Source organism: Paraburkholderia sp. CNPSo 3272 (genome assembly GCF_024206495.1).
Classification (GTDB): Bacteria; Pseudomonadota; Gammaproteobacteria; order Burkholderiales; family Burkholderiaceae; genus Paraburkholderia.
Genome location: NZ_JAMBPQ010000001.1, coordinates 407,943 through 425,661, shown reverse-complemented (window position 1 = coordinate 425,661; position 17,719 = coordinate 407,943). Strand labels below are relative to the sequence as shown.

General features: G+C 68.4%; 17 protein-coding genes. 11 read left to right on the top strand and 6 right to left on the bottom strand.

Annotation, left to right across the window (positions count from 1 at the left end):
* Nucleotides 1–188: 188 nt before the first annotated feature.
* Both M3I53_RS02055 and M3I53_RS02050 read right to left on the bottom strand, forming a co-directional pair.
* Nucleotides 189–1,439 carry an MFS transporter gene (locus tag M3I53_RS02055; RefSeq protein ID WP_254314301.1) on the bottom strand — a complete coding sequence of 417 codons (1,251 nt, stop codon included), beginning with the start codon at nt 1,437–1,439 and terminating at the stop codon, nt 189–191.
* Nucleotides 1,440–1,450: 11 nt separating this feature from the next.
* Nucleotides 1,451–2,500 (bottom strand): PRC-barrel domain-containing protein, encoded by a 1,050-nt coding sequence (locus tag M3I53_RS02050; RefSeq protein ID WP_254314300.1) that lies wholly within the window; start codon nt 2,498–2,500, stop codon nt 1,451–1,453.
* Between the two features lie 529 nt (nt 2,501–3,029).
* Between M3I53_RS02050 and M3I53_RS02045 the strand changes: the two genes are divergently transcribed.
* On the top strand, nt 3,030–4,433 hold the full coding sequence (locus tag M3I53_RS02045) for an NCS2 family permease (RefSeq protein ID WP_254314299.1): 1,404 nt from the start codon (nt 3,030–3,032) through the stop codon (nt 4,431–4,433).
* Nucleotides 4,434–4,553: 120 nt separating this feature from the next.
* On the opposite strand, the gene M3I53_RS02040 is transcribed toward M3I53_RS02045, so the two are convergent.
* A complete protein-coding gene (locus M3I53_RS02040) occupies nt 4,554–4,916 on the bottom strand; it encodes a hypothetical protein (protein ID WP_254314388.1) in 363 nt (120 codons plus the stop codon).
* A 173-nt stretch (nt 4,917–5,089) separates the two neighbouring features.
* Here M3I53_RS02040 and M3I53_RS38385 point away from each other — a divergent pair, with 173 nt between their 5' ends.
* From M3I53_RS38385 to M3I53_RS02025, 3 genes are read left to right on the top strand one after another with little or no spacing between them, the layout of a single operon-like run.
* Nucleotides 5,090–5,542, top strand: a complete 453-nt coding sequence (locus tag M3I53_RS38385) for a metalloregulator ArsR/SmtB family transcription factor (protein ID WP_254314298.1) — start codon at nt 5,090–5,092, stop codon at nt 5,540–5,542.
* Complete coding sequence (locus M3I53_RS02030) at nt 5,476–5,880, top strand: SRPBCC domain-containing protein (RefSeq protein ID WP_254314387.1); 405 nt, start codon at nt 5,476–5,478, stop codon at nt 5,878–5,880. The genes M3I53_RS38385 and M3I53_RS02030 overlap by 67 nt, the downstream gene beginning before the upstream one ends.
* Before the next feature lie 35 nt (nt 5,881–5,915).
* A complete protein-coding gene (locus M3I53_RS02025; protein ID WP_254314297.1) occupies nt 5,916–6,656 on the top strand; it encodes a thioredoxin family protein in 741 nt (246 codons plus the stop codon).
* Nucleotides 6,657–6,739: 83 nt separating this feature from the next.
* On the opposite strand, the gene M3I53_RS02020 is transcribed toward M3I53_RS02025, so the two are convergent.
* Nucleotides 6,740–6,922 (bottom strand): hypothetical protein, encoded by a 183-nt coding sequence (locus M3I53_RS02020; RefSeq protein ID WP_254314296.1) that lies wholly within the window; start codon nt 6,920–6,922, stop codon nt 6,740–6,742.
* 106 nt (nt 6,923–7,028) lie between these two features.
* On the bottom strand, nt 7,029–7,943 hold the full coding sequence (locus M3I53_RS02015; RefSeq protein WP_254314295.1) for an NAD-dependent epimerase/dehydratase family protein: 915 nt from the start codon (nt 7,941–7,943) through the stop codon (nt 7,029–7,031).
* 114 nt (nt 7,944–8,057) lie between these two features.
* Here M3I53_RS02015 and M3I53_RS02010 point away from each other — a divergent pair, with 114 nt between their 5' ends.
* The 4 genes from M3I53_RS02010 to M3I53_RS01995 all read left to right on the top strand — a co-directional run bounded on the left by M3I53_RS02010 (nt 8,058) and on the right by M3I53_RS01995 (nt 12,327).
* Entirely contained in the window at nt 8,058–8,990 is a 933-nt protein-coding gene (locus M3I53_RS02010; RefSeq protein WP_254314294.1) for a LysR family transcriptional regulator, read from the top strand.
* A gap of 124 nt (nt 8,991–9,114) precedes the next feature.
* Entirely contained in the window at nt 9,115–10,650 is a 1,536-nt protein-coding gene (hutH, locus tag M3I53_RS02005) for a histidine ammonia-lyase (RefSeq protein ID WP_254314293.1), read from the top strand.
* A 58-nt stretch (nt 10,651–10,708) separates the two neighbouring features.
* Nucleotides 10,709–11,404 (top strand): histidine utilization repressor, encoded by a 696-nt coding sequence (hutC, locus tag M3I53_RS02000; protein ID WP_254314292.1) that lies wholly within the window; start codon nt 10,709–10,711, stop codon nt 11,402–11,404.
* A gap of 272 nt (nt 11,405–11,676) precedes the next feature.
* Entirely contained in the window at nt 11,677–12,327 is a 651-nt protein-coding gene (locus M3I53_RS01995; RefSeq protein WP_254314291.1) for a hypothetical protein, read from the top strand.
* 35 nt (nt 12,328–12,362) lie between these two features.
* Here M3I53_RS01995 and M3I53_RS01990 read toward each other — a convergent pair whose 3' ends face one another.
* Nucleotides 12,363–13,241 carry a LysR substrate-binding domain-containing protein gene (locus M3I53_RS01990; RefSeq protein WP_069269346.1) on the bottom strand — a complete coding sequence of 293 codons (879 nt, stop codon included), beginning with the start codon at nt 13,239–13,241 and terminating at the stop codon, nt 12,363–12,365.
* 142 nt (nt 13,242–13,383) lie between these two features.
* Here M3I53_RS01990 and M3I53_RS01985 point away from each other — a divergent pair, with 142 nt between their 5' ends.
* From M3I53_RS01985 to M3I53_RS01975, 3 genes are all read left to right on the top strand, one after another.
* On the top strand, nt 13,384–14,634 hold the full coding sequence (locus M3I53_RS01985; RefSeq protein ID WP_375542449.1) for an aminotransferase class I/II-fold pyridoxal phosphate-dependent enzyme: 1,251 nt from the start codon (nt 13,384–13,386) through the stop codon (nt 14,632–14,634).
* Between the two features lie 102 nt (nt 14,635–14,736).
* Nucleotides 14,737–15,723, top strand: a complete 987-nt coding sequence (locus tag M3I53_RS01980; protein WP_254314290.1) for an AraC family transcriptional regulator — start codon at nt 14,737–14,739, stop codon at nt 15,721–15,723.
* A gap of 88 nt (nt 15,724–15,811) precedes the next feature.
* On the top strand, nt 15,812–17,719 hold the full coding sequence (locus M3I53_RS01975; RefSeq protein ID WP_375542448.1) for a DUF3857 domain-containing transglutaminase family protein: 1,908 nt from the start codon (nt 15,812–15,814) through the stop codon (nt 17,717–17,719).

The window sequence follows — 17,719 nt, the reverse complement described above, 5'->3', positions numbered from 1 at the left end:
CGCGCGGGTAGGCCGCCCGCCGCTCACCTGCCACGTGGCTGGTCACACCTCGTCATGCCGATGTCATAAAGCTGCACAAGAACAAAACGGCGCCCCAAGGGGCGCCGTTGTTCGTTTGCAGGAGAAAGGCGAGTCGCCACCGTCCGCAGGCGCAGGCGCAACCGGCGCCCGACCCGGCGGCGCACCGCTCACACGGTGGCGTCGCGGGCGTTTTCCTCTTCGAGCGCGTCGCGCGTCTCCGGCATCGCCAGCCAAACCATCAGCACCGCCGCGGCGCCCGCGCTCGCGAGCGCGAGGAAGCTCACCGTATTGCCCAGATGGTCGGCGATAAAGCCGGCCAGCGCCGTCGAAAGCGTCGCCCCGATCCCCGCCGAAAGCCCGAAGAGCCCGATACAGAGGTTGTAGCGGCCTTTGCCGCCCGCCACGTCGGCGGCGATCAGCGGCAGCATCACGCCGAACACGGCGGCCGACAGGCCGTCGAGCATCTGCACCGGCACGAGGAAATACGGGTTGCCGACGGCGGCGAACAGCAGCGCCCGCAGCGGCAGCGCGCAAAAGCCCAGAATCAGCACGGGGCGGCGCCCCCAGGCCTGCGCGGTGCGGCCGACCCAGGGCGACATCAACGCGACGATGGCTTGCGGCACGATGATGCACGCCGCGATTACGAGCTGAACGTTGTCGCCCATGCCGGCCGTCACTTCGCCGGCGGCGAGGTTGAGCATCGCGGCGTTCGAGAGGTGGAACAGCACCACACACGCTGCGAAGGTCAGCATGCGCCGGTCGCGCAGCAGGTCGAAGATCGTTTCGCGAGGTTCGCCGGCGAGTGCCGCGGCGGCCTTGCCGGGCTTGGCCGCGGGTTTGGCGTAGGCGGCGTTCTGGTCGTACTCGATCATCGCGAGCGCGACGAGCGCGGGCAACGCGAGCGCAGCCGTCAGCCAGAACACGGAGCGCGGCGACCAGTACTCGCCGCACAGGCCCATCAGGCCGGCGGCCACCGCACTGCCGATCGAGGCCCAGCGCGCGTTGCGGCCAAGCCGGTCGCCCAGGTTCTGGCGGCCCACCAGCGCGAGCGCGAGCGCCGCCATGGCCGGCACGAGCATGCAACTGGCGAAGCCGTGGAAGACCTCGGCGGCCATGACCGCCACGACGGTCGGGCTCGCGGCGAGCAGGACGGCAGAGATGATGATCGCGATGATCGCCCACGCGGCGGCGGCCTTCTTGTTGCGCAAGGCGTCCACAGCCGCGCCGCCCGGCACCTGGCTCACCATCGCGCTGATCGTGCCCACCGAAAGCGCCAGGCCGATCTCGCCCTGGGTCCACTTGTGCGATGCCAGATACGAGGCAATGAACGGCCCGAAGCCCGTCTGTACGTTCGCCACGAAGAAGTTCAGCCAGTCGAGCGCGCGCACGCTGCGCTGGCTTGGATTGGGTTGTTGCATGGTGCCGTCCGTCATTTGGCACCGTGGGCGTTGGCCGCCGAGGCGACGGGCGATGCAGCGGGCGCTGCTTGCGCAGCCGAAGCAGCCGAAGTGGCCGAAGCAGCCGGAGCGGCCGGAGCCGGCGGCGGGGCGGCCGGCGCCACCGCGTGCACCGGCTGGTCGGGCGCGTAGGGCGGCGAGGCATCCACCTGCTGATCGCTCATTTCGAGCTGCGCTTCGAGCGTGTTGTTCTTCGTGACGAAGCGCAGCGCCGACCAGTCGGCCGCGATCGTATGGCGTTTCTCGAGCGTGCCGCTCACGTCGAGCACGACGGCCTGCGGGGCGGCGCTGCCGTCGAGCAGTACGTCGACCACGCGGCCCACCTTGCCGCCGTTGGCGCGTTCCACGTCCGCGTCGAGCATCGGCAGGCGCGTCGCGCTCGCCTCGGGGTTGCCGGGCTGCGGGGCGCCGGCCTTGGGCCGGTCGGGGACCTGCAACTGGTTCGCAGGCAGGGCGAGCGTGATGGCCGGCGTTTTCGCCTGGGTATTCACACGCACGCCGCTCCACGGGAAGTTGGCCTTGCGGTCGCCAATGCCCATGAAGCCCTGCAGGTTCACCACGACGTCGACGGGCTTGCCGCCGGGGCCAGTGACCATGTCGACGGCGCGGCCCACGACCTTGCCGTCGGTCTTTTGCACTTCGCTGTCGAGCAGCGTGCGGAAAGTGCCGCGTTCGAGCGTGCGCACCTGCACGATGGGCGCCGGGGGCGGCGCCGGCGGGGCGCTCGCGGGCGCGGGCGGCGGCGGCGCCGGACGGCGGCGGTGCACCGGCGCGGGGCGCGGCTTCTTCGGCGCCGGCCTGGTTGTACTCTCCGTCTCCGGCTCGCTTGCCGCCTCGGGCGCGGACGCGGCCTCGGGCTCGCTGGCGGCCGGCTCGGGCTCCGTGGCCATGGGCGCTTCCGGTTCGGGCGGCGGGGCCGGACGGAACAGGCTGCAGCCCGAAAGCGTGAGCAGCATCAGCAGCGTGAGGGCGTACGGAAAGTGAAAAACAGGACGTGTGGAACGCAAGAAGCCGCGTCTCATCTACTGAAACTCCTTGGAGCGGCCGGCGCGGCGCGCGCGCGGCAGGGGAAGCCGGGTCGGGATGCGTGAGTGTAACCCGCGCACCGGCCCGATCCGCTTAAGAACCGCTTAATGACGGCGTCGGCGACGAGCGTAGGCGACCAGCGTAGGCGACAAGCCAGGCGACGCGCCGCAAGTCCCGCGCCGGGACGGTCGCGCTTCGTCACACGAAACCGGCCCCGGTTCGCGCGGCAACGGCCCGCTTCACGGCCAGGTGTAAACGCGGGGGGGCCGTCACGCCGTGCCCTGTACACGGGCATATAAGCATCGCGGCATGAACTCAATGCGACTCGTGCGATGGGAGCGCAAATCGTGTTCGCCTAACCTTCGCTCCATCCATAAAGAGATGTCAAAACGATGAGCGCCGGGAAGTTGAAGAAGGCGCCGGCAACGCGTCGACACGACTAATTCAATTCGAGACAAACCTGATGACGGATCGGGCTGGTGAGCCGTGAACCGTTTCAGCACGCTGATAAAGGAGGCAATCACCATGATCGAACCCCACGCGCAGCCGCTAGCCGGTGCGAGCGCCGCCGAAGTCGAGTCCCCGGATTCATTCGGGCCGGCCTCGGGATTCATCGACCGTTATTTCGACATTGCCGCGCGCGGCAGCTCGCTGCGTCAGGAGGCGATTGCGGGCGTCACGACGTTCCTCGCGATGGTCTATTCCGTGTTCGTCGTGCCAGGCATGCTCGGCAAGGCGGGCTTCGACACCAGCGCCGTGTTCGTGGCCGTGTGCCTGACCACGGCGTTCGGCTCGCTGCTCATGGGCCTGTGGGCGCGCCTGCCGATCGCCATCGGCTGCGCCATTTCGCTGACGGCGTTCACCGCCTTCGGCCTCGTGCTCGGCAAGGGACTGAAGCCCGAAGTGGCGCTCGGCGCGGTGTTCCTCATGGGCCTCGTGTTCACGGGCATTTCGGTGACGGGCGTGCGCTCGTGGATCCTGCGCAACCTGCCGCACGGCATCGCGCATGGGACGGGCATCGGCATCGGCCTGTTCCTGCTGCTGATCGCCGCCAATGACGTGGGCCTCGTGGTCAAGAATCCGGGCGCGGGGCTGCCGGTCTCGCTCGGCCATATCACCTCGCTGCCCGTGATCCTTTCCGTGGTCGGCCTCGCCGCGATCTTCGGCCTCGTGCGCCGCCGCGTGCCGGGCTCGATCCTGATCGTGATCGTCGCTATCTCGGCGCTCGGTCTCGCCATCGATCCGGCCGTGAGCTTTCATGGCGTGTTCGCGTGGCCTTCGCTGTCGGCGCCGGGCCATGCCTCGCTGATCGGCGCGATGGACGTCAAGGGCGCGCTCTCGCTCGCCGTGCTGCCGAGCGTGCTCGCGCTCGTGATGACGGCCGTGTTCGACGCCACCGGCACGATCCGCGCCGTGGCAGGGCAGGCGGGCCAGCTCGACGCGAACGGGCGCATCGTCAACGGCGGGCGCGCGCTCACGGCCGACTCGGTCAGCTCGATCTTCTCGGGCTTCCTGGGCGGCGCGCCGGCCGCGGCCTATATCGAATCGACGGTGGGCGTGGCAGCGGGCGCGAAGACGGGCTTCGCCGCCGCCACGGTGGGCGTGCTGTTCCTCGCGGTGATGTTCTTCGCGCCGCTCGCGGGCCTCGTGCCCTCGTATGCGACGGCGCCCGCGCTGATGTACGTCGGTCTCATGATGCTATCGAGCGTGAGCCGCCTCGACATGGCCGATATGGTCGATTCGATGTCGGGCCTCGTCTGCGCCGTGTTCATCGTGCTCACGGCGAACATCGTCACGGGCATCATGCTGGGCTTCTGCACGCTCGTGATCGGCCGCCTGGTGAGCGGCGAGATCCGCAAGCTGAACGTCGGCACGGTGGTGATCGCCGGCGTGCTGGCCGCGTTCTATCTGGGCGGCTGGGCCATCTGATAACCGGATGACCCGGTCATTCGCCCGGCGGCCAAGGCGGCCCGCCCGGGCGGCTGCACGGCCCGCGTCGCTTCACGGCGGCGCGGGCCGTGTGGCTTTTGCGCGCCACCCTCTGGCGCGTTACTCCGGCAGCACGCTGTTGCGAGCCTTGCCCGCTTTGCGCGGCTTGCGCGGCTTGGGCTCCACGCCGATGCGCGGGTCGCGCGCGAGCACGAGCGCGCTCAACTGCGCGGCCGTGTCTTCGAAAGCCGCATCGGCTTGCGGCACATACAGCCATTTGCCGAGCACGGGGTGCACTCGCAATGCGGGCATCGCGTCGATGAGCGCCGCATGGTTCTCCCGCGACGTGCAGACCAGCACGCCGTTGAACGGCGGATCGCGGTCGGCGGCCACGAGGCACAGCAGGCCGTCGAGATAGGCGGCGTCGCAGCCGAACATCGGCTTGCACAGATAGCCGGCCTCGCGCTCGAAGGCGTCGAAGATTCAGAGCAGCGAGTTGCGGATTTTGGACGGCATGGCGTGACGTGGCAGAGAGAGCAGGGCGCGGCGCGCAGAAATCGCCATTCTAGTGGCGTCGATGCTGCCGTGTGCGCCGCTTCTGACGAATGACTTGCGCATGCCTTGACATCGCGTGCTCATCGCCTATGCTAAACCGCATGGTTAAGTATGAAGTCGCTCCCCTCGACCGCACCTTCGCGGCGCTCGCCGATCCTACGCGGCGCGCGCTGCTCGCACGCCTCGCGCAGCACGACGAACTCTCGGTGAGCGCGCTCGCGCAGCCATTCGCGATGTCGCTGCCCGCGGTCATGAAGCATCTGGACGTTCTCGCTCAGGCGGGCCTCGTCACGCGCGCGAAAACCGGCCGCACCGTGGCGTGCCGGCTCGCCGCGGGGCCGATGCAGGACGCGATGCAGTGGCTCGCGCACTATCAACGGTTCTGGAGTGAAACGCTCGATCGACTCGCCGCTTTCGTGGAGGAAGATGCATGTCTACCCAACCCGCAGCCGGACCCGGCGTCGCCCATCCGTCTCCCAGCCTCACCATCCGGCGACGCCTCAACGCCACGGCCGCGAAGGTCTACGCCGCGTGGACGCAGCCGTCGCAACTGATGCGCTGGATGCACCCGTTCGACACCACCTGCGTTCACGCCGAAGCCGACGTGCGCGTGGGCGGGGGCTTTCGCGTGATCATGCGCGGCGCGAACGGCGAGGACCACGACGTGAGCGGCACCTATCTCGAAGTCGTGCCCGACGAAAAGCTCGTATTCACGTGGGCATGGCGCAGCACGCCGGAGCGCGAGTCGCTCGTCACGGTGACGCTGCGCGCCGACGGGGCCGCCACCGACCTCACGCTCAAGCACGCGCGCTTCTTCGACGAAGCGGCGCGCGACTCGCACAACGAGGGCTGGACGAGTTCGATCGATCAACTGGTGGCGCTGTTCGACTGAACGGCGCTCATTCAAGCGCAAGGAGGAATCGAGAGATGCAATCGCACAAGATCGTTTCGCAGACCGAATGGCTGGAAGCCCGCAAGGCGTTACTCGCCGAAGAGCGCGCTTTCACGCACGCGCGGGATGCGCTGGTGGCGAAGCGCCAGGCGCTGCCGTGGGTGAAGGTCGACAAGACCTATACGTTCGAAACATCGCAGGGCCCGCGCACGCTCGCGCAGCTATTCGGGCCGCGCAGCCAGCTGATCGTTTATCACTTCATGCTCGGGCCGGAATGGGAAGAAGGGTGCCCAGGCTGCTCGTTCCTCTCCGACCACGTGGACGGCATGCTGCCGCATCTGGAGCATCACGACGTGACTTACGTGGCCGTTTCGCGCGCGCCGCTCGCGAAGATCGAGGCGTTCAAGCAGCGCATGGGCTGGCGTTTTCCATGGGTTTCGTCGAATGGGAGCGACTTCAACTTCGACTATCACGTGTCGTTCAGCGAGGCCGACAAGGCGCGCGGCAAGGCGATCTACAACTACACCGAGCAGGACTACATGAGCGACGAGCTGCCCGGCGTCAGCGCGTTTTATCGCGATGAAGCGGGCAACGTGTATCACACGTATTCGACGTATGCGCGCGGCGGGGAGATGCTGATCGGCACGTACGCGATGCTGGAGTTGACCGCAAAGGGACGCAACGAAGAGAAGGACATGCGCGAGTGGATGCGCCACCACGATCGCTATGAAGACGCGCCCGCGCAATCGTCGTGCTGTGCGCACGAGAAGGCGTAGTGGTGCGGCGCTGGGAGGGTAGTTGTTAGTGCAACGAAAGAAAAATGCTGCGCGCGTCGCGAAACAATCGTGAAAGAAGCGTCTTAGAGCGACATCTCGAACGCGGGGCGCAGCAGCACTTCTATCGCCATCACGATGAGTCCCATCGCGCCGGCGGCGAGCGTCAGCGTGCCATATTCGTCGTAGCGCGTGTCGTAGAGGCACGCGACGATGAACAAGATGGCCATCAGATTGGTCAGCCAGTAGAAGTTCAGCGCGAGGAGCATCGGCGTATCCGGTGCCGGCGCGCAGCGCGCCGGCGGCTAGTGCAAGACGCTCGGATTCTAGCGGAGCGACCTTACGGATACGCAACAATTACGTGCGCTACAACACTTATTTCTGCGCGATCGGCGCTTTTAGCATCTCGTTGCGGATCCAGTCCGTGACCGAGGTGCGCTGCGGCTGCCAGCCGAGCAGCGTGCGTGCGCGCTCGCCGCGCACGCGGCTATTCGAGCCCAGGCCGTACGACGCCATTTCGTAACCCCATTCCTCGATTGCGGCTTCGAGCGGCCAGTCCTGCGGCGCGCCCAGACCCATCACTTCGGCGAGCGCCGTGGTCATATCGCGGAAGTTCGCCTCGCCGCTTTCCACGAAGTAGAACGTACCGGCCGGCGTGTTTTCGAGCGCGAGGCGATAGAGTTCGGCCACGTCGTCGACATGCACGTTCGACCAGATGTTCAGGCCGAACCCTACGTGACGCATCACGCCGCTCTTCTGCGCCTGGCGGATCAGCCGCGGCAGTTGCACGCTCGCGGCGCCCGGCACCGCGCCCGCGCCGTAGATCAGCGTGTTGCAGAGCACGGCGCTCCTCACGCCGCGCGCCGCGGCCGCGAGCACGAGATTGTCGATGGCCACGCGCGCCGCCTTGTCGGCGGTCGGCGCGGGCAGGGCGTCTTCGCGATAGATGTGTGCGGTTGCCTCGCCGCCCGACGCGTCGCCCACGATGCTCGAGCCGCTCGTATGCAGGAGCGTCTTGCCGGAGCCTTCGAGCGCGTCGATGAGCGCCTCGACCGCGCCGCGATGGTCGCTGCTCGCCGCGTTGATCACGGTGTCGGCGGCGCGCGCTTGCCCCATCAGCGTTGCGCGGTCGTCGAGATTGCCCTGTACGGGCGTGATGCCGAGCTTTTCGAGGTCGGCGATCTGCTCGGGCCGGCGCACGAGGCCGCGCACCGTGTGGCCCGCGCGCACGAGATGCGCCGCGATCGAACCGCCGATAAATCCGCCTGCGCCTGTCACGAAGACTTTCATGAGTTGCTCCTGATCCTGTCTTGATTGCGATGGAAGCCAGTATCGGGGCATCCGGGTTTTGCAAAAACCGTGTTAGTCTCAAATGAATATTGACTGCGGATCAAAAATCCTACGATGAAGACGTCGACCGACGAACTGCTCGTATTCGTCACCGTGATCGATGCGGGGTCGATTACCGCTGCGGCGGAAAAGCTCGAGCAGACCGTATCGGGCGTGAGCCGCGCGCTGACGCGGCTCGAAAAGCAGCTGGGCGTCGCGCTGATCCTGCGCACCACGCGACGCCTGCAACTCACCGAAGAGGGTGAGCTGTTCCTCGATCGCGCCCGCGCGATTCTCGCGGCGCTGGCCGATGCCGAGGAAGCCGTCACGCGCCATCGCGAGCGTCCCTCCGGGCGGTTGCGCGTGGATGCGGCCACGCCGTTCATGCTTCACTGCATCGTGCCGCACGTCGCGGCATTCGCCGACGCTTACCCCGAGATCGAACTCGAACTCACCAACAACGAGCGCATTGTCGATTTGCTGGAGCAACGCGTGGACATCGCCGTTCGCATCGGCACGCTGCAGGACTCCACGCTGCACGCGCGCTCGCTCGGCACGAGCCGGTTGCGCATTGTCGCGAGTCCCGGCTATCTGGCGGCGCACGGCACGCCGCGCAGCGTGGCCGCGTTGCGCGACCATCGGCTGGTCGGCTTCACGGCGCCCGCGCATCTGAACGGCTGGCCCCTGCGGGTGGCGGCCCGCGACGAAACGCGCGCGGCCGCGAAGACCCAGGAGATCGAGCCCGGCTACACGATCGCGCCTGCGCTTTCGGCGTCGAGCGGCGAGACGATACGCCAGCTCACGCTCGCCGGCAGCGGCATCGCGTGCCTCTCCGACTTCCTCACCACGGCGGACCGCGAGGCGGGCCGCCTCGTTACCGTGCTCGACGACGCGCTGATCGAGTCGCGCCAGCCAATCCACGCCGTCTACTACCGCAGCGCGGCGCTCGCGGCACGCGTGCAATGCTTTCTCGCGTTCATTGGGGGCAGGCTGCAACTCGATGGGTGACGGGCGCTGGCGGCCCTCTCGTGGATAGTCCCAGGCTACAGAGGCCGCAAAGGGGAGTTGTATAGACAGGCGCGCCAGGCTAGACTTCGGCCACTTTCGCGACTTGTATAGACAGGATTCGATCATGTTCCCGACTCTCCGCCTCACGCCCGGCCATCTGACCCTGCCCCAACTGCGCCAGATCGCGCGCGAGGCAGTGCGGCTCGAGCTCGATCCGGCCAGCTTCGCCGGCATCGACGCGGGCGCACGCGCCGTTGCCGAGATCACGGCGAAGGGCGAGCCCGCCTACGGCATCAATACGGGCTTCGGGCGTCTGGCGAGCACGCATATCCCGAGCGACCAGCTCGAACTGCTGCAGCGCAATCTGGTCCTCTCGCATGCGGTGGGCGTGGGCGAGCCGATGTCGCGCCCGGTCGTGCGTCTGCTCATGGCGTTGAAGCTGTCGAGCCTGGGCCGTGGCTATTCGGGCATCCGCCGCGAAGTGATGGACGCGCTCATCACTCTCTTCAACGCCGACGTGCTGCCGCTCATTCCAGTGAAGGGCTCGGTGGGCGCATCGGGAGACCTGGCGCCGCTCGCGCATATGTCGGCGGTGCTGCTCGGCATCGGCGAAGTGCTCATCCGCGGCGAGCGTGCCAGCGCCGAAGCCGGTCTCGCAGCCGCGGGACTCAAGCCGCTCGCGCTGCAGGCCAAGGAAGGTCTCGCGCTGCTCAACGGCACGCAGGCTTCGGCGGCGCTCGCGATCTACAACATGTTCGCGATCGAAGATCTCTACCGCACGGCACTCGTTGCTGGCGCGCTCTGCGTGGATGCGGCGGCCGGTTCGGTGAAGCCGTTCGACGCGCGCATTCACGAGCTGCGCGGCCATCGCGGCCAGATCGAGGCGGCCGCGGCCTATCGCACGCTGCTCGAAGGCTCGGCGATCAACCTCTCGCACCGCGACTGCGGCAAGGTCCAGGACCCGTACTCGCTGCGCTGCCAGCCGCAGGTGATGGGCGCGTGTCTGGACCAGATGCGCCACGCGGCGCAGGTGCTGCTCATCGAGGCGAACGCGGTTTCCGACAATCCGCTGATCTTTCCCGAAACGAATGAAGTGCTCTCGGGCGGCAACTTCCACGCGGAACCGGTGGCCTTCGCCGCCGACAATCTCGCGCTGGCCGCAGCCGAAATCGGCGCACTGGCCGAGCGCCGCATCGCGCTGCTCATCGACGCGACGCTCTCGGGCCTGCCGCCATTCCTCGTGAAGGACGGCGGCGTGAACTCGGGCTTCATGATCGCGCACGTCACCGCGGCTGCGCTGGCATCGGAAAACAAGACGCTCGCGCATCCGGCCTCGGTCGATTCGCTGCCGACTTCGGCGAACCAGGAAGACCACGTTTCGATGGCGACGTTCGCCGCGCGCAAGCTCGCCGACATCGCCGGCAACACGGCCAACATCCTCGCGATCGAACTGCTCGCCGCAGCCCAGGGCGTGGACCTGCGCGCGCCGCATCACACGAGCCCGGCGCTCGCGCATGTGATGCAGTCGGTGCGCGCCGAGGTGCCGCATTACGACCTCGACCGCTACTTCGCGCCGGATATCGAGGCGATTACGCGTCTCGTACAGAACGGCGCCATCGCTTCGCACAGCCCGCTCGCGTTCGAGTCCGAGGCGCAATAACGCGCAAGCACGCGCGATCACGCACAAGCAGGCGCCAAGCCAAAGCACGGCCAACGCGATGAACGCTCCCGCATACCAGGGCATCAAGGACTTCATCCTCGCGCGCATTCACGCCGGTGAGTGGAGCGAGGGCGACCAGGTGCCTTCGGAGAACGAACTGGCGCGCGAGTTCAAGGTCGCCCGCATGACCGTGAACCGGGCGTTGCGCGAACTCACGGCGGAACAGGTGCTCACGCGCGTGCAGGGCGCGGGCACCTTCGTCGCGCGGCCCAAGTACGAATCGACGCTCGTCGCCATTCGCAGCATCTCCGACGAAATCCTCGCGCGCGGGCACCGCTACCGCGCCGAGGTGCTCGAGATCGGAGTGCATTGCGCCGACGAGGCGCTCGCCGTCGAAATGGGGCTCGCCGCGAACGATCAGGTGTTCAACTCGCGCGTGCTCCACTTCGAGAACGACGAGCCCGTGCAGCTCGAAGAGCGCTGGGTCAATCCCGCCGTCGCGCCCGATTACGCGGCGCAGGACTTCACGCACATCACGCCGAACCAGTACCTCGTGCATGTCGCGCCGCTGCAGGGCGTGGAGTACCGCATCGAGGCGCTTGCCCCCGAGGCGCAGACGCGCACGCACCTCGCCATGGGCGATGCCGAACCGTGCCTCGTGCTGCACCGGCGCACCCGCTCGCGCGGGCTCGTCGCTTCGGTCGCCAATCTCTGGCATCCGGGTAGCCGCTATCGCTTCACCGGGCATTTCTAGCCACCCGGGTCGGGCTGCCCCGGTCCCTTCGCGCCGCTCGCCGCGATTTCCTCAGTCTTTTCCCAGTGCGTCGCGAGTCGTCATTGGCATGCGTCTTGCGCGCTTGGCGGAGGGCTGACCAGGCTGCCAACGAAGTGCCAGGCAAGTGCCAAGCAGGTGCCAGGTAAGTGCCAACAACGGTGCGCGGATTGGGGCACGGCCCAGGAAAGCGCGCATGGTGCGCCGCAGCCCGTATCATTGGCAGATGACGCGAACGAAGGAGGAGCTCCGCAATGGACGATGCCAACGCCACGCTCATGCCGATGTGGCGGGCCAATCTGGCACTGCTCACGCGTGAGGTCGGGTCGGCCACGCGGCTCGCGCGCATGATGACGTTCTCCGCGAGCTACATGAAGCTGATCGTGTCGGGCGAGCGCGACTTCAGCGCGGAGTTCGTGCGCGGCGTGGAAGCCGTCACGGGTCTGCCCGAAGGCTGGATGGACGTGAAGCACGACAGCGCCGACGTGCCCGACGAGACACGCGAAGCGATCGCGAGCGAGACGCCGCGCGCGCGCTTTCGCGGCACCGCGCATCCGGTGCGCAAGGCGCCCGTGCTGCGCGTGGAGCCGATCTTCGGCCAAGGCGCGAAGCGCGAGGAAGCGACGGCGACGCCCGAGGTGCACCGGCGTCTCGCGGGCACGCGCAAGATCCGCGATCTCGCCGCACAGGACGTGCGCAAGCTCGAGCGCTATCTGAGCGTGCCGCCCGTCGAGCCGGCGGTGCTGCGCTCGCGTATCGAAGACGTGATCAACTACGCCGACCCCGACGAGCGCGTGCGCGCCGATCTCGAAGGCCGCCTCGAGCAGATCGAGAAGCATCGCGAAATGCTGCTGCGGCATGTCTCGCGTCTCTACGCGCTGCTGTCGCGGCTGGGTGACGACTGATTGACTGATTCGTTGCCCGAATCATCGTCGGAAGATCATCGCTCCTGGACGCGCAGTTCCGCGAGGATCTGGTCGGCGAGAAAGTCGCACGGCGGACGGTTCGAGCGTGCGCTGCGCGCGAGCACCACTTCCAGTTCGGGCAGTGCCGGCAAGCCATGCTGGCGGCCGAGCGTGACGAACGTCTCGGGCACCGCGCAGCGCGCGAGCGGCGCGATCGCGAGACCCGCGGCCACCATGCTGCACAGGCCCATCAGGCTCGGGCTTTCATACGATGTGCGATAGGCGATCTTCGCGCGCTCCAGCGCCTGGATCGCGTTCGTGTGCGCGACGCTGCCGCCGCCGAAGAGGGCGACCGGCAGCGGCCGCTCGCGCCAGATCTCGCGTCCGCTCGCCGCGCTCACCGCCGCGGGGGGCGCGGCCCATACCATCGGCTCGAAGCGGATGAACTCGCCCGCGAGGCCTCGCGTACGCGTGATGCAGGCGAGATCGATCTTGTTGTCCTTCAGGAGCGGCAAGAGCGCGCTGCTCGGCAGCCCGATCACCTGGATCTCCACCTTCGGCCAGTTCGCCGAGAACTTGCGCAGCACCGGCGGCATGAGCGAGGACGCGTAGTCGTCGGGCACGCCGATCGACACGCGCCCCGTCACCTCCGGGTGCGCGAGCGAGGCCCACGCTTCGTCGCGCAACGCGAGCATGCGCCGCGCGTAGGCGATGAGCGTCTGGCCGTCGGGTGTGGGCGTGACGCTGCGCGGCGCGCGGATAAAGAGCGGCTTGCCGATGGATTCCTCGAGCGCGCGAATCTGCATGCTGAGCGCGGCCTGCGAGCGGTGCACGAGCGCGGCGCCGCGCACGAAGCTGCCGGCGTCGGCGACAGCCACCACCATGGCGAGCACGTCGAGGTCGAGGGTCTTCATTGGTATAAGAAAAATTGATCGAAGGCTTCAATATAACGCGTTTGTCTGAACGCAGGGACACGCCGATACTGGGGCCGTACCGACCCTTCGCGTTGTTCTTCGCGCAGTTATCCGCATCGTCCTTCGCTTTTCGGAGAAGCCCATGTTGATGTCACCGCCCATCGATTTGACCTACGAACGATTCCAGCAACTGCAGATGCGGCTCGACATGTCGCGCGGCAAGCCTTCGCCCGAACAGCTCGATCTCTCTCAGGCGCTCATCGACGAGGCCGGGCAGGCCGGCTATTGCGCGCGCGATGGCTTCGATTGCCGCAACTACGGTCTGGCGAGCGGCTTGCCGGAGGCGCGCGAGCTGGGCGCCGGTCTGCTCGGCGTGCCGGCCGCACAGGTGATCGCGGCGGGCAATTCGAGCCTCGAACTGATGCACGACGCGCTGACCTTCGCGCTGCTGCACGGCGTGCCGGTGGGCGAGGGCGCGGAGGTTGGCGCGCCGTGGCGAGCGCAAGGCGAGATCGCGTTCCTGTGCCCGGTGCCGGGCTACGACCGCCACTTCGCGATCTGCGAGGCGCTGGGCGTGCGCATGATCGCCGTGCCGATGCGCGAGGACGGCCCCGACATGGACCGTGTGGAAGCGCTCGTGCGCGACGATGCGTCGATCAAGGGCATATGGTGCGTGCCGCTCTACAGCAACCCGACGGGCGCGATCTGGTCCGACGAGGTGATCCGGCGTCTGGCCGCGATGCCCGCCGCGCCCGACTTCCGGCTCTTCTGGGACGACGCCTACCGCTTCCACCACCTGAGCGACGAAGCGCACACGACGCTCGACGTATTCGAGGCCTGCGCGGAGGCGGGCCACGCCGGGCGCGCGCTGATGTTCGCGTCGCTGTCGAAGGTGACGTTCGGCGGCGGGGCGTTCGCGTGGCTCGCCGCCGCGCCGCGCAACGTGGCCTGGTGGCAGAAGCACTCGGCCGTGCGCACCATCGGGCCGGACAAGCTCAACCAGTTGCGCCACGTGCGCTTTCTGCGCGAGCGCACGACGCTCACCGGGTTGATGGCGCGCCATCGCGCGCTGCTCAAGCCGAAGTTCGATGCGCTCGACGCGGTGTTCCGCGCGCGCCTCGCCGGCGTGCCCGGCGTGAGCTGGAACGTGCCGCGCGGCGGCTATTTCATCAGCCTTTATGCCCCGCACGGTTGCGCGCGCCGCACCGTCGAACTCGCGGCGGCGGCGGGACTCGTCCTCACGCCCGCGGGCGCGGCGTTCCCCTATGGCGTCGATCCGCACGACAGCCATCTGCGGCTTGCGCCGTCGTTTCCGGCGCTCGAGGAGGTGCGCCTCGCCGCCGAGGGCATCGCGCTGTCGCTGCTGCGCGCCATCGAGGAACGGCGGCGATAGCGGCCGGGGCCGCTGCGGCGGCGCTCGCGGCGATGTGTTACAACGGCAGACATAGTCCACGGAAGTAGCCAACGAACGCAGCCAACTTCACGCGAGGTTGCCGTGCAAGGTCTCGCCGTTTCATTGCAACGCGCGCTCGCCCAGCGCGAGCGCGAAGGCCGCGCCGCCAGCGGCCGTGCGCCCGCGGCGCGCCCGCTCGCGGCGGGCGCCGGTTGGTCGGTCGACGATGTCGTCTGCACGCTCGGCCCCGGCGACCGGCCTTACGAGGAGTGCCACACGAGCGCGTGCCTCGCCGTCGTGGCTGCAGGCGTATTCGGCTACCGTAGCGGCAACGCGCGCGCGCTGATGACACCCGGCGCGCTCATGCTCGGGGAAACCGGCGCCTGCTTCGAATGCGGCCACCGTCACGCGGCCGGCGACCGCTGTCTCTCGTTTCACTACGACCCCGCCTGGCTCGACGAGCAGGCCGCAGCCGCTGGCCTCGCGGCCGGCGCGCGCCGCTGGCGGGCCGCGCGGGTGCCGGCGTTGCGCGCGCTCGCGCCGCTCGTGGCGCACGCGTGCGCCGACGCGCTCGCGCAAGAGCGAGGTCACGCGCCCGGGATGTCCGCCGCCGCCTGGGATGAAATCGCACTGGAACTCGCGCTCACGACCTTGCGTGTGGTCGCGAGCGGCAAGGATGCGGGCACCCCTGCCATGCCGGGCGCCGCCGCGGCGGCACGCGTGGTCGCGACGCTGCGCCTGATCGACGAAACGCCCGACGATGCGCATACGCTCGCCAGCCTCGCGAGCGCGGCGGGCGTGAGTGAGTTTTATTTGCTGCGCACCTTCTCGGCCGTGGCCGGCGTGACGCCGCATCAATATCTGCTCCGCGCGCGATTGCGCGCCGCCGCACTGCGTCTTGCCGCCGACGACGAAGCGAAGATCGTCGACGTTGCGCTCGCGAGCGGCTTCAACGATCTGTCCAATTTCAACGCGGCGTTTCGCACGGAGTTCGGCGGGAGTCCCCGCGCATGGCGTGCCGCAGAGCGCGAGCGCCATCTCACGCAGACGTCATGGCCGAACGCCGCGCAAGCGGCGGCGCGCGCCTGAGACGCCCATGACGCGAGGCGAGGGGCTCAGGCGCGCCGCCCGGTGCGTTGCGTCGCGCCTTGCGTTGATCCTGACGTTGACCCTGGCGTTGACCCTGACAATCACGAGCGGCCCCGCCCGCGCCCAGGCGAGCGACCGAAGCCCCGACAGCGCGGCGCGCGTCGAGACTGCCGCTAGCGCCGCGCAAACCGACGTTCCGCCATACACGCTCGAGCGCGACGTGCATCTGTTCGTCGTGCAGCAGGACGGCTCGGTCGTCGAGGACGACGACACCGTGCTGCGCGCCAACACTACCGCCGGCGTGGACGAGATCGCCCAGCGCTACGTCTGGTTCAATAAGGATATCGAAACGATTACCCAGCTCTCGGCCGAAACCATCGATCCGGACGGCACCGCGCACGCGGTCGGTGCGAGCGGCATTCGCGACGTGCAGGAGCCGCGCTCGGCGGGCGCGCCCACGTTCGAGGACGGCGTGCTGCGCACGGTGATCTTTCCGGGCGTCCAGGTCGGATCGCGCGTGCATCTGCATTTCGCGAAGCGCCGCGCGAAGGCGCTCGACGCGGGCGCGTTCTCATACTTCGTCGAGCCGACCGGAGAACCGGTCGAGTTTCAGCGCCTCATCTTCGATCTGCCGGCCAACGTGCCGCTCCACGCCGACGCGCGCGGCTACGCGGCGCTCTCCCCAGAGACGGCGAACGGCCGTACCCGCTACGCGTTCGAGTATCTACACGGCCCCTATCCGCCGCTCGAAGCGGGGGCGGTGGCTTACGTGAACTGGGGCGACCGGCTGATGGTGTCGACGGTGCCCGACTTCGCCGCATTCGCCGCGCGCTACCGTGAAGCCGCCGCCGATCCCACCTCGACCGATCCGGCCATCGCGGCGCTTGCGCAGGCGCTCACGGCGGGCGTGAGCGACCCGCGCGACAAGGCGCGCCGCATCTACGACTGGATGCGCTTCAATATCCGCTACGTCGCGCTCTTTCTTGGCGAGACCGCGGCCGTGCCGCATCGCGCGACCGACATCCTGCGCAACCGCTACGGCGACTGCAAGGACCACGTGGCGCTCTTCAGCGCGCTGCTCGCGGCGGCGGGCATACGCGCCGAGCCCGTGCTGCTTGATCTCGGCCCCGTCTATACGCTGCCCGACGTGCCGGGCTATGGCGCACATGCGATCAACCATGCGATCGCGTGGCTGCCCGACCTCGGCATCTACGCGGACACCTCCTCGGGCGGCTACGCGTTCGGCTACCTGCCGCCGGGCGTGATGGACCGGCCCACGCTGCTGGTCGACGACGGCGTGCTTTCGCGTACGCCCGCGACCGAGCGGCGCGAGCGCACGGCGCGCCTGTCGCTCGAGGTGGGCGCGACCGGCGACGCCGCCTACAGCTACTACGTGGAAGACGAAGGCGCGGGCGCGGAGCCCGAGCGCAATTCGTTTCGCCGCGCGACGCACGCCCAGGCGCAGCAACTCGCGGCGCAGCGCCTGCGGCTCACCGGACTCGCCGGCACCGCGCACGTGAGCACGGGCCCGACCGAGGCAACCGACGGACCGTTTTCGGTGACGATGGAAGGCACGCTCGATCATGTGGTCTGGCGCGACGGCACGACCGCAATCCCCACCACGAGCAGCTTCACGGGTGGCATTGCCACGCAGATCGACAGCTGGCTCGCGCAGCCGCGCCGCACGCAGCCGTGGGCGTGCATCGGCGGAGAATTTACGGAAAGCGCGCAGATCGTGCTGCCCGCGTTCGGGCGCGTGACCGACGTGCCGCAAGACACGCAGGTGAGCGACGCGTTCCTCGACTACACGTCGCACTACGTGTTCGACGCGCGCTCGCGCACGCTGCAGATCGAGCGGCGGCTAGCGGCGCGTTTTGGTCGCCAGATGTGCACGGCCGACGAATTCTCGCAGATGCGCGACGCGCTCGTGCGCATCGAGCGCGACACGCAGGCGCAGATCGTCGTGCGGGCCGCGGGCGCGCCGCAGCAGCCCTGA